The sequence below is a fragment of the Mesorhizobium sp. M0227 genome (assembly GCF_040321855.1).
Classification (GTDB): domain Bacteria; phylum Pseudomonadota; class Alphaproteobacteria; order Rhizobiales; family Rhizobiaceae; genus Mesorhizobium.
Genome location: NZ_JAMYSJ010000016.1, coordinates 13,837 through 26,054 on the forward strand (window position 1 = coordinate 13,837; position 12,218 = coordinate 26,054).

Here is a 12,218-nt window from a genome sequence, read left to right on the forward strand (position 1 = left end):
GCGAGACTATGCGCAGGAATCGGCCGCCTTCGGGCGCGGCCATTTGGAGCTTTACGGGCGTATGAGCGAAGCCGGAAATTCGGGACCAAAAAGCCTGGAGATAGGCAAGGCCGCCGCCTATCGTGTGCTGGCGCGCAAGTACCGTCCTTCGAACTTCTCCGAGCTGGTCGGCCAGGAGCCGATGGTGCGCACCCTCACCAATGCCTTTGCCACCGGCCGCATCGCCCAGGCCTGGATGCTGACCGGCGTGCGCGGCGTCGGCAAGACCACGACGGCGCGCATCCTCGCGCGGGCCCTGAATTATAAAACCGCTGATATCGACCAGCCTTCGGTCGACCTCGCGGTGCTCGGCGAGCATTGCCAGGCGATCATGGAGGGCCGCCATGTCGACGTCATTGAGATGGACGCCGCCTCGCATACCGGCATCGACGACATCAGGGATATCATCGAGCGCGTACGTTATGCGCCGGTCTCGGCGCGCTACAAGGTCTACATCATCGACGAAGTGCACATGCTGTCGACGCAGGCCTTCAACGGCCTGCTGAAGACGCTGGAAGAGCCGCCGCCGCACGTCAAATTCATCTTCGCCACCACCGAAATCCGCAAGGTCCCGATCACCGTCCTGTCGCGCTGCCAACGCTTCGACCTGAGGCGCATCGACGCCGGCGCTCTGGTCGCGCATCTGTCCTCGATCTCGGCCCAGGAAGGCATTTCGGTCGACGACGACGCGCTGGCGATGATCGCGCGCGCCGCCGAAGGCTCGGCTCGTGATTCGCTCTCCATCCTCGACCAGGCGATTGCCCATGGCGCCGGCACTGTCGGTGCCGCGGCTGTGCGGGCGATGCTGGGACTTGCCGACCGCGCCCGCATCGTCGACCTGTTCGAACATGTGATGAAGGGCGATGTGGCGGCAGCGCTCGGCGAATTCCGCGCGCAATACGACACCGGCGCCGATCCGGCCGCCGTGCTGACCGACCTTGCCGAGTTCAACCACCTCGTCACCCGGCTGCGTTTCGTGCCGACGGCCATCGAGGATGCCTCGCTGTCCGAGGACGAGCGGCAGCGCGGCGCCGATTTCGCAAGGACGCTGTCGGTCAGGGTGCTGTCGCGGACATGGCAGATGCTGCTCAAGGGCATTCCCGAAGTGCAGTCCTCCAACCGGCCGGTCAGTGCCGCCGAAATGGTGCTGATCCGGCTGGCGCATGCCGCCGACCTGCCGACGCTGGACGAGGCGTTGAGATCGCTCGAGGGCGGAGCGCCGGTCCAAAGCGGCGCGCCGCGCCCGAATGGCGCGCCTGCAAGTTCCGGCAACGGCGGTGGCGCCGGCGCGGTGGCGCAGACGCGCATGCCATCCGGATCGGGCGGGGCACAGAGCATGCGGCTGGTCGAAGCCTCGCCTGCTCCCGTTGCCTACGTCGCTCCGCCGGAGCCGGTCATGGAATCGGCGCCGCTGAAATCGCTGGCCGACATCATTGCGCTCGCCGATGCGCAGCGTGACATCGCCTTCAAGGTGCTGGTCAAGAGCTGCATCAGGTTTGTGCGTATCGAGCCCGGCCGCATCGACGTCGGCCTGACCGGCGATGCGCCCAAGATGCTGCTCAACGACCTGACGACGAAATTGCGCGCCTGGACCGGCCGCAGCTGGCTGGTCTCGCTGTCGAAGGAAGAGGGCGGCCAGACGCTCGCCGAAATGGAATCGGCCAAGCGCGAGACGGCTTTTCTCGATGCCAAGAGCGACCCGACCGTGGCCGCCATCCTGGCGCGCTTTCCCGGCGCCAAGATCATCGACGTGCGCATTCCAGACGCGCCGGAAGCCGAAACGACAGAGGCTGAAATGCCGGTCGAGCCGCCGGCTGACGACGATGAACCCTGATCCAGCCACAAATCCGCAAAGGACCCGACCATGAAAGATCTTCTCGGCCTGATGGGCAAGGCGAAGGAAATGCAGGCCAAGTTCCAGGCCATGCAGGACGAGATCGCCACGTTGGAAGCGTCCGGCCAGGCCGGCGGCGGCCTGGTCAACGTGACGCTGACCGGAAAATTCGAGATGAAGTCGCTGAAGATCGATCCGTCTCTGTTCAAGGAAGACGATGTCGAGATCCTGGAAGACCTGGTGTTGGCCGCTCACAACGACGCCAAGACCAAGGTCGAGCAGATCATGCAGGAAAAGACCAAGGCGCTGACCGCAGGTCTGCCGATCCCGCCGGGAATGAAACTGCCCTTCTAGCATTCGGCGCGCGCGCCCATGATCGCCATGACCGAAGAGCCCTCCGAAAGACTGATCGAGCAGCGTATCCGCAACCGGATCTACGAGATCCTGGAAATCCTGGCCGATTGTGACGACGGCGTCGATCTCGTCGGCATCAAGGGTTATTTCTATCTGTTCGAGGATTTCGTCCATCGCCCTTCGATCGAAGCCGGCACATCGGCGCTTTCGAAGGACGAGCGCGCGATCGTGCTGGAGATCGCCGAATTCCTGGAGGCGGCAAGCGAGACAAATCCGGACTTCACCAAGGCTGAGTTCATTGACAGCGACTGGCCGGGAAAGATCGCCCCGACGGCCAGGGAGGCGCGGACGCTGTTCCTCCGGCGCGGCCTGTTTTCGGAGAAGGTCGAGGAGCTTGAGCCTGGCCAGCGGCCGTGATTGCGGCCGGGCTGCAGGCCGGTTCCAGGAGAAAGGAACAGCGTTTGCCCGGGAAAAGCGCGTAGCGCTTTCCCTTGGGGCAATTGCGGCGAAACAAAGAGAGAGGGGTCATCGCTTTTGTGAAATGATGGCCCGATCTATCTGGAAAGCCACGAAATTGTGCCAATTTGGCAACAGTGCATTGTTAATAACGTTTTGGCCATCATTTTGCCCGAAAGTGTCTCATTCTTGCCGCAGCCTGGGGGCGGGCACGAAGTGAGAGGGTTACCTGTTGATTTCTACGCGATGGAAGACGCCGCTGTTGCTCGGCGCCGTCATTTCACCCCTGTTTTTGGCTGCCTGTAGCCAGACCACTTCACACGGCATGTCCGTCGCCAGCCTGACCGACGCCATCACGCCGGGTTTCCTGAGCTCCCGGGCGTACAGCCACACGCCGAAGGACAAGGAATGCCTGGAACGGGCGATGTTCTTTGAATCCAACCGCTCGAGCCGCGACGGCATGATCGCGGTCGGCACGGTGGTGATGAACCGGCTGCGCTCCGGCAAGCACGGCAGCACCATCTGCGCGGTGGTGGGCGAGCGCGGGCAGTTTGCCCCCGGCGTCATGACAAGGCCGATGAATTCACGCGCAATGCCCGATGTCGAGGAAGCCGCCGACGCGGTGCTGAAGGGGGAGCGCAAGTCCAAGCTCAAGAACACCATGTTCTTCCACACCGCCGGCCTACGCTTCCCCTACAAGAACATGCACTACACCATGGTTGCCGGCGGCAATGCCTTTTACGAGAAGCGCGGCCGCAACTGGCAGCCGCTGCCGGACGAGCCGCAGGTCGCCATTGCCTCGGCGGCGCCGCAGAAGCCAGCGGAGCCGGTGACGATGGTCGCGTCCGCCGAGCCGGTGCGTCCGGCCAAGCCGGCCACCGTCCGGTCCGCTCCTGCCCAACAGACCTATATGACTGCGGCCGCCGCGCCGGCCGCGAAATCCGCGCGGGTCTCGGCGGAGCCGACGGTGGTGGCGATGCAGGAGCCGATGGAGGAACCGGATGCCGCCCGTTTTGGCGGAACCTTGAACACAAGGACAAGGGTCATCTCCTCGGTCGAGGAAGCGCCGCAAGAGGCGTCTATGGGTTTCCAGTCGACGCCTGAGAACACCGACGCTGTCGGCGCGATGATCGTCAGCCAGGGCCGGCCGCTCGAAGCCAACTGATCTGCGCTCCATGCTCCACCCAATGGTCCACCAAGCCAATATGGCGGGTCATGCGGATGCGGGATGTTCCAAAGCGCTCTGAAAAATCCTAGATCAGAGCGATGTCGAAGCGAATCGCCGGTCCCGAGATCGAACGTCTGATCCAGCTCCTGGCCAAGGTGCCGGGGCTGGGTCCCCGTTCGGCCAGGCGTGCCGCCCTTCATCTGATCAAGAAGAAGGAGCAGCTTTTGTCGCCGCTGGCCGCCGCCATGGCCGAGGCGGCCGACAAGGTGCGCATCTGCTCGACCTGCGGCAATGTCGATACATCGGACCCTTGCATGATCTGCACCGATCCGCGCCGCGATGCCGGCACCATCATTGTCGTCGAGGACGTCTCCGACCTGTGGGCGCTGGAGCGCGCGGCGGCCATGAATGTGCGTTACCACGTTCTCGGCGGCACGCTGTCCCCGCTCGACGGCATCGGCCCCGAGCAGCTCAACATGCGCTCGCTGGTCGACCGCGTCGCCGGTGGCGAGGTCAAGGAGATCATCCTCGCCGTCAATGCTACGGTGGAGGGCCAGACGACCGCGCATTACCTCACCGATCAGCTGTCCGGCTTCGATATCAAGGTGACACGACTGGCGCATGGCGTGCCTGTCGGCGGCGAACTCGACTATCTCGACGAGGGCACGCTGGCCGCGGCGCTGCGCTCGCGGACGGCGTTTTGACAAAGTTACGGGAGAGGGTGCGGATCATGATTGTTGCGCATCCGTCGAGGCTGGTGCCAAACACCCCCCTCTGTCCTGCCGGACATCTCCCCCGCAAGGGGGGAGATCGGATGTCATCTTTGTTTTCGCAAATCGCCGACATTGCAACAAGAGCGCCGCCGATGAAGCGGCCAATCTCCCCCCTTGCGGGGGAGATGTCCGGCAGGACAGAGGGGGGTGTGAAGGAACGCAAACCTCTCAGATTGGCTCTGTTTTCCTTTTTTGCAGTTCTTCTCGCGGTCCTCCTTTCCACCCCCGCCTCCGCCGCAAAGATCGACGACCAGTTCCGCGCCTGGCTGCGGAACGACCTCTGGCCGCAAGCAAGGGCGAATGGCATTTCCAAAACCACCTTCGATGCTGCCTTCGACGGCATCAAGCCCAATCTGAAGCTGCCGGACCTGGTCAAGCCGGGCGAGAAGGCGACCACGCCCCAAAAACAGCACCAGGCCGAATTCGGCTCACCCGGCGCCTATTTCGCCGAGAAGACGGTTCGCGCGGTGACGGCGGGCGGCCGGGCGCGCGAAGCCACCAATGCCAGGACACTTGCATCAATCGAAAAGCGCTACGGCGTGCCGGGCGAAGTGCTGCTGGCGATCTGGGGCCGCGAGACCGGATTCGGCGCGGCGAAGATGCCCTACGACGCCTTCGAAGTGCTGGGCACCAAGGCGTTCATGTCGACCAGGAAGGATTTCTTCCGCACCGAACTGCTTGCGGCACTCGAGATCGTCGAGCGCGGCCTGGCTCCGGTCGGGGCGATGAAATCGTCCTGGGCCGGAGCGCTCGGCCAGCCGCAATTCATGCCGACCTCGTTCCTGAAACATGCCGTCGATTTCGACGGCGACGGCCGCGCCGACATCTGGAACTCGACGCCGGACGTGCTGGCCTCGATCGCCAATTATCTCGTCCACTATGGCTGGGTAAAGGGCCGTGGCTGGGGTTTCGAGGTGATGGTGCCGGAAAGCGTTTCCTGTTCGTTGGAAGGCCCGGACCAGGGCAAGAAAATCTCCGAATGGGCTGATATGGGCATCAGGCGCGTCGGCGGCAAACCGTTTCCCGCGAGTGAGCTGAAGGCCGAAGGCTTCCTGCTGATGCCGGCAGGGCGCAGCGGCCCGGCCTTTATCGCCACGCCCAATTTCTACGTGCTGAAGCAGTATAACACCAGCGACCTCTACGCGCTGTTCATCGGCCATGGCGCCGATCGCATCGCCCATGGCGATTCGAATTTTGCCGGCAGCTGGGGCGCGGTCGGCGGGCTCCACCGTTCGGACATAGCCGCTCTGCAACGCGCGCTGGAAGCCAAGGGCTATGATGTCGGCAGCGCCGATGGCCTGCCCGGCTTCAAGACCCGCCGTTCGATCGGCATTTGGCAAGCCAAGAACGGCCGCGCCGCCACCTGCTTCCCTGACACCAGCCTGGTCGCGGCGCTGAGATAGCCGCGACATACGCCAGATTGTCCTCGATCGGCAGCCTCGATTGGCTGGCCTATGCGTCGACATCCCACCCGGCCTTTCTGGCCCATTGAGCCATCGTATAAATGCTCGTTGCCCGCCACGAGGCTGCCGGATATGGTGTTGACCAACTGGACAAAAACCGCAACGGTAAGAGATCAGTGGGGCCTTCTCCAGGCCCGAAAAGAATTGCACAACCCTGAGCCGGGAACTCAGGTCAACAAACAACAAAACAGGGAACAATCACGATGATGATGGAAAAGTTTGCTCTACGCTCTCGCTTCCTGCTGGCGGGTGCAGCCATGTCCGCGCTCCTTCTGGCCGGCGCGCCCGCCGGTGCGGTCACGCCCGCCGACACGCTGGTCGAAGGTTTCGCGATCGACGACATCATCTCCATGGATCCGGGCGAGGCGTTCGAACTGTCGACCGCCGAGGTCACCGGCAACACGTATGATCTGCTTGTCCGTCTCGACCTCAGCGACACCTCCAAGGTCAAGGGAGACCTTGCCGAAAGCTGGACCGTCTCCGATGACGGCCTGACCTACACATTCAAGCTCAAGCCCGGCCTGAAATTCGCTTCCGGCAATCCGATCACCGCGGCCGACGTCGCCTGGTCGTTCGAACGCGCCGTCAAGCTCGACAAGAGCCCGGCCTTCATCATCGGCCAATTCGGCATCAGCGGCGACAACGTCGCCGAGAAGGCCAAGGCGGTCGACGAGACCACCTTCCAGTTCACCGTCGACAAGGCCTATGCGCCGAGCTTCGTCCTGAACTGCCTGTCGGCAACGGTTGCATCGGTGGTCGACGCCAAGCTGGTCAAGGAACATGTCGCTGCGGTGACGCCGAGCGCCGACTACAAATGGGACAATGATTTCGGCAATGCCTGGCTGAAGACCGGCTATGCCGGCTCCGGCGTCTTCAAGTTGCGTGAATGGCGGGCCAATGAGGTGGTCGTTCTCGAGCGCAACGATAATTACTACGGCGAGAAGGCCAAGCTTGCCCGCGTCATCTACCGCAATATGAAGGAAAGCTCGGGCCAGCGCCTGGCGCTCGAGGCCGGCGACATCGACGTTGCCCGCAATCTCGAGCCGAACGACCTCGACGCTATCGCCAAGAACGCCGATCTCACCTCGACCAGCGCGCCGAAGGGCACGGTCTATTACATCAGCCTCAACCAGAAGAATGCCAACCTCGCCAAGCCCGAGGTCCGCCAAGCCTTCAAATACCTGGTCGACTACGATGCGCTGAGCTCGACGATCCTCAAGGGCATCGGCGAAATCCACCAGACCTTCCTGCCGAAGGGTGTGCTCGGCGAATTGGATGAGAATCCGTTCAAGTTCGATGTCGCCAAGGCCAAGGAATTGCTGGCCAAGGCCGGTCTGCCCGACGGCTTCAGCGTAACCATGGACGTACGCACCGGTCAGCCGACGACCGGCATGGCGGAATCGATCCAGCAGACGCTCGGACAGGCCGGCATCAAGCTCGAGATCATCCCGGGCGACGGCAAGCAGACGCTGACCAAGTACCGCGCCCGCAACCACGACATCTATATCGGCCAGTGGGGCCAGGATTATTTCGACCCGAATTCCAACGCCCAGACCTTTGCCTCGAATCCGGACAACTCGGATGCGGGTAAGTCCAAGACGCTGGCCTGGCGCAACGCCTGGGACATTCCGGACCTGACCAAGGAGACGGAAGCAGCGCTGCTTGAGAAGGACGCCGGCAAGCGCGCTGACATGTACAAGGATCTCGAGAAGAAGATCCTGGACACCAGCCCCTTCGTCGTCATCCACCAGCAGCTGGAAGTGGCCGGCCTGCGCAAGAACCTCAAGGGCTTTGCGCTCGGCCCGAGCTTCGACAGCAATTTCGTCGGGCCGGTGTCCAAGGAATAGTGCTCGCGGACACGCCGCATGAGCACGGTTGAAAAGGAAGTGGCGGCGGGGCGCGGCAGCGCCCGTGCCGTCGCTATTGCATCATCGCTTGGCCGTTTCCTGGTCATCGCGATCACGACCTATCTTGGTCTGCTCGCGGTCACCTTCTTCATCGGTCGCGTCATCCCGATCGACCCGGTGCTGGCGGTGCTCGGCGACCGGGCGCCGGCCAATGTCGTCGAGCGCACGCGCCGCGAGATGGGCCTGGACCTGCCGCTGATCGAGCAGTTCTACATCTATGTGAAAAATGCCCTGAACGGCAATTTCGGTGTCTCTGTGCTGACCACCAATCCTGTCATGACCGACATTCGCCGGGCGCTTCCGGCCACGACGGAACTGGCGACGCTGGGGACGCTGATCGGCGCGCTGTTCGGCGTACCGCTTGGCGTGCTGGCCGCGGTCAGGCGCGGCAGTTTCATCGATCAGATCGTGCGTATCATCGGCCTGATCGGCTATTCCGTGCCGATCTTCTGGCTGGGACTGCTGGCGCTGGTGCTGTTTTACGCCAAGCTGCAATGGGTTGCCTTCCCCGCGCGGCTCGACATCGTCTACGAATACACCTTTACGCCGATCACTGGCTTCTATCTCCTCGACTCTGCGATGCAGGGGCAGTGGGACGTTTTTTACGACGCCTTCCGCCACATCATCCTGCCGGCCTCGCTGCTCGGCTATTTCTCGCTCGCCTATATCAGCCGCATGACGCGCTCGTTCATGCTCAACGAATTGTCGCAGGAATATATCGTCGCGGCGCGCGCCAAGGGCCTGTCGGAAACCCGCATCATCTGGGGCCACGCGCTGCGCAATGCGGCGGTGCCGATGGTGACGGTGATCGCGCTCTCCTATGCCGGGCTGCTCGAAGGTTCGGTGCTGACCGAGACCGTCTTCTCATGGCCGGGCATCGGCCTCTACATCACCAACTCGCTGCAGAACGCCGACATGAATGCGGTGCTCGGCGGCACCATCGTCATCGGTTCGGTCTTCATCGCCATCAACCTTCTGTCCGACCTTCTGTATCGGGTCCTCGATCCGAGGACGAAGGTTCAATGAGCAGAGGTATTCCACTTTCGGGCCTAGAGCAGTTCACCGTTTCACGGAAACGGCTACCCGCTCTAACTCCTTGTTTTTACGCAATTCCGGACGGAAAACCGTTTCACACTTTTCCTGGAATTGCTCCAGCTGCGGCCAATCACCCCCACTCCGGCCCTTCGGGTCACCTCTCCCCCTGCCCGGGGGAGAGGAAAAGCCGGTCGCACGCTTCGCGCCTTTCCTCTCCCCCGTCGTGCGGGGGAGAGGTGGTCTGCGAAGCAGGCCGGAGTGGGGGTCGACAGCTCCAAGAGGCATCATCATGACCGCCTCCGACGCCCGTCCTCTCTCTCGTCGCGACTGGCTGCTCAGCGAGCGGCCGGCCTCGCGCACCCAGGCGAGGCTCGGCCGCGCCTATGTGGCGTGGCGGCGCTTTTCCGCCAACCGGCTGGCCTTTCTCGGCCTGCTCATTATCATTGCCTTGCTGATCGTTGCCGCCCTTGCCGGTGTGCTGGCGCCTTATTCTCCGACGTTCGGCGACCTGAAGAACGCGCGCCTGCTGGCGCCGAGCACCGAGCACTGGTTTGGCACCGACGATCTCGGCCGCGATATCCTGTCGCGCATCCTCTACGGCTCGCGCTGGACCCTTTATGTGGTCATCCTGGTCGCCATCATCGCGGCACCGATCGGCCTTCTGGTCGGCACGGTGGCCGGCTATGCCGGCGGCTGGACCGATGCCATCCTGATGCGCATCACCGACATCTTTCTCGCCTTTCCCAAGCTGATCCTGGCGCTGGCGTTTGTTGCAGCACTTGGCCCCGGCATCGAGAATGCGGTGCTGGCCATCGCCATCACCTCATGGCCGCCCTACGCCCGCATCGCGCGGGCAGAGACGCTGACGGTGCGCAATTCCGATTACATCAAGGCGGTGCAGCTGATGGGCGCCTCGCCCTTCCGCATCGTGCTGCGCCATATCATGCCGCTTTGCATTTCGTCCCTGATCGTCAGGGTGACGCTCGACATGGCCGGCATCATCCTGACCGCCGCCGGGCTCGGTTTCCTCGGCCTCGGCGCGCAACCGCCGCTGCCGGAATGGGGCACGATGATCGCGTCGGGGCGCCGCTTCGTGCTCGACCAGTGGTGGGTGGCCGGTGCGCCGGGCTTCGCCATCCTCATCGTCAGCCTCGGCTTCAACCTGCTCGGCGACGGCCTGCGCGACGCGCTCGATCCCCGCAGTGGTGACCAATGAGCAGGGAAACGAAGACGCTGCTCGAGGTCGACGATTTGCGCGTCACCTTCCCGACCCGCACCGGGCTGATCGAGGCGGTTCGCGGCGTCTCCTTCTCGCTCGGCCGCGAACGGCTCGGCATCGTCGGAGAATCCGGCTCCGGCAAATCGCAGACCGGCCGCGCCATCATGGGCCTGACGCCGCCGCAGGCGCGGATATCGGCCAACAAGCTCGCCTTCGACGGCATCGACCTGCTCAGCGTCTCGCCGCGCGAACGCCGGGCGCTGCGCGGCAAGCGCATCGCCATGATCCTGCAGGATCCGAAATACTCGCTCGACCCGGTGATGAGCATCGGCCGCCAGATCGTCGAAACGCTGCGCACGCATGAAAAGGTCGGCAAGGCCGAGGCGCGCGACCGCGCATTGGCCATGCTGGAGGCGGTGCAGATCCGTGATCCCTCTCGCGTCTTCAACCTGCATCCGCATGAAGTGTCCGGCGGCATGGGCCAGCGCGCCATGATCGCCATGATGCTGATCGCCGGTCCGGAAATGATGATCGCCGACGAGCCGACCTCGGCGCTCGACGTCACCGTGCAGCTTGATGTGCTCGGCATTCTCGACCGGCTGGTCAGTGAGCGCGGCATGGGGCTGATCTTCATCTCGCACGATCTGCGCCTGGTCTCATCCTTCTGCGACCGCGTCATCGTCATGTATGCCGGCAAGGTGGTCGAGCAGCTCAAGGCGTCCGAACTCGGCCATGCCCAGCATCCCTACACGCGCGGCTTGCTCAATTGCATGCCCAAGATCGGTGCCGACCGCCACCCGCTGCCGGTGCTCGACCGCAAGCCGGAGTGGGCGGCATGACTTCTGCGATTGCCGTCGACAGGCTGGAAGTGATCTTCGACCGTTTTCGCGCACTGAAGGGCGTCAGCCTCGACGTGCAGCCGGGTGAATCCTTTGGCCTGGTCGGTGAATCCGGCTCCGGCAAATCGACGCTGCTTCGGGCCATCGCCGGCCTTGCGCCGGTCGCATCGGGCAGCATCGCCGTCAACGGCAAGACGCTCGGGCCACGCCGCGACAAGGCCTTCTACCGCGAAGTGCAGATGGTCTTCCAGGATCCGTACGGCTCGCTGCACCCGCGCCAGACCGTCGACCGCCTGCTGCAGGAGCCGCTTGCCATCCACGGCTTCGCCGATGGCGGAAAGCGCATCCAGCGGGCGCTCGACGAGGTCGGGCTGGGAAACGGCTTTCGCTTCCGCTATTCGCACCAACTATCGGGCGGCCAGCGCCAGCGCGTGGCGATTGCCCGTGCCCTGATCCTCGAACCTTCGATCCTGCTGCTCGACGAGCCGACCTCGGCGCTCGATGCCTCGGTGCAGGCGGAAGTGCTCAACCTGTTGGAAGAGGTACGCAAGCGGCGCAAGCTGACCTTCCTGATGGTCAGCCACGACCTCGCCATCATCACCCATATGTGCGAGCGGCTGATGGTGATGCAAAGCGGCGGGGCGGTTGAGAACCTGGCGGCGGCGGATCTCGTCGAACGTCGCGTGACGAAGGACTATACTCGCAACCTGCTGAGAGCGAGCGACGGGTTTGTGAGAACCGCCTGAATTCGTCTTCCTGTGTGCAGAACCAACCGTCTTCAGGGATTCCGATGGAGGAATGAAAGTTTGCGGATCCGCCCAACCTCGCGGTGTTGTCGGACAAGAGCCTATTTAAACGTGGCGACTGGATCGCATACGTTGTGCATGAAGATGACGACGACGACAGCTACAACGACGAAGGTGGCAGTTGGCAATTCTACAGCAGCGACACTCGAGATTGGGATGAACGCGAGGTAATGCTCGTAGGCCTGCAAGAGGTGGTTCAACTGGATGAAACCATCGTGGAGTTGGCCGATTTGCCGAAAGGTTGGCATGCCTGGCGCACCTCAAAATCGTCGCCGTGGCAACGCGCCAAGTCACGCCCCGTACCCTCCAACGACAACGAATGACC

The 12,218-nt window shown here is 63.3% G+C and carries 12 protein-coding genes; all 12 read left to right on the forward strand.

Features of this window, described 5'->3' with window-relative positions:
• Positions 1-61 precede the first annotated feature (61 nt).
• The 12 genes from NKJ00_RS21040 to NKJ00_RS21095 all read left to right on the forward strand — a co-directional run bounded on the left by NKJ00_RS21040 (position 62) and on the right by NKJ00_RS21095 (position 12,216).
• Positions 62-1,873 (forward strand): DNA polymerase III subunit gamma/tau, encoded by a 1,812-nt coding sequence (locus NKJ00_RS21040; protein ID WP_352631013.1) that lies wholly within the window; start codon positions 62-64, stop codon positions 1,871-1,873.
• A 30-nt stretch (positions 1,874-1,903) separates the two neighbouring features.
• Entirely contained in the window at positions 1,904-2,227 is a 324-nt protein-coding gene (locus NKJ00_RS21045) for a YbaB/EbfC family nucleoid-associated protein (RefSeq protein WP_013527931.1), read from the forward strand.
• Positions 2,228-2,245: 18 nt separating this feature from the next.
• On the forward strand, positions 2,246-2,644 hold the full coding sequence (locus NKJ00_RS21050; RefSeq protein WP_502895825.1) for a hypothetical protein: 399 nt from the start codon (positions 2,246-2,248) through the stop codon (positions 2,642-2,644).
• A gap of 271 nt (positions 2,645-2,915) precedes the next feature.
• A complete protein-coding gene (locus NKJ00_RS21055) occupies positions 2,916-3,848 on the forward strand; it encodes a cell wall hydrolase (RefSeq protein ID WP_352631015.1) in 933 nt (310 codons plus the stop codon).
• A 101-nt stretch (positions 3,849-3,949) separates the two neighbouring features.
• Complete coding sequence (recR, locus tag NKJ00_RS21060; RefSeq protein ID WP_013527928.1) at positions 3,950-4,555, forward strand: recombination mediator RecR; 606 nt, start codon at positions 3,950-3,952, stop codon at positions 4,553-4,555.
• Between the two features lie 194 nt (positions 4,556-4,749).
• A complete protein-coding gene (locus NKJ00_RS21065; RefSeq protein WP_352631017.1) occupies positions 4,750-6,027 on the forward strand; it encodes a lytic murein transglycosylase in 1,278 nt (425 codons plus the stop codon).
• Positions 6,028-6,290: 263 nt separating this feature from the next.
• On the forward strand, positions 6,291-7,934 hold the full coding sequence (locus NKJ00_RS21070) for an ABC transporter substrate-binding protein (RefSeq protein WP_023811434.1): 1,644 nt from the start codon (positions 6,291-6,293) through the stop codon (positions 7,932-7,934).
• Positions 7,935-7,952: 18 nt separating this feature from the next.
• Complete coding sequence (locus tag NKJ00_RS21075; RefSeq protein WP_352631019.1) at positions 7,953-9,020, forward strand: ABC transporter permease; 1,068 nt, start codon at positions 7,953-7,955, stop codon at positions 9,018-9,020.
• A 298-nt stretch (positions 9,021-9,318) separates the two neighbouring features.
• The gene (nikC, locus tag NKJ00_RS21080; RefSeq protein ID WP_023811431.1) at positions 9,319-10,245 is read left to right on the forward strand and encodes a nickel transporter permease; all 927 of its coding nucleotides are present in this window, start codon (positions 9,319-9,321) and stop codon (positions 10,243-10,245) included.
• Positions 10,242-11,087, forward strand: a complete 846-nt coding sequence (locus NKJ00_RS21085) for an ABC transporter ATP-binding protein (protein WP_031213315.1) — start codon at positions 10,242-10,244, stop codon at positions 11,085-11,087. Before nikC ends, NKJ00_RS21085 begins: the two co-directional genes overlap by 4 nt.
• The gene (locus tag NKJ00_RS21090) at positions 11,084-11,833 is read left to right on the forward strand and encodes an ABC transporter ATP-binding protein (RefSeq protein ID WP_352631021.1); all 750 of its coding nucleotides are present in this window, start codon (positions 11,084-11,086) and stop codon (positions 11,831-11,833) included. Before NKJ00_RS21085 ends, NKJ00_RS21090 begins: the two co-directional genes overlap by 4 nt.
• A gap of 134 nt (positions 11,834-11,967) precedes the next feature.
• Positions 11,968-12,216, forward strand: a complete 249-nt coding sequence (locus tag NKJ00_RS21095) for a hypothetical protein (protein ID WP_352631023.1) — start codon at positions 11,968-11,970, stop codon at positions 12,214-12,216.
• The last annotated feature ends 2 nt before the right edge of the window (positions 12,217-12,218 follow it).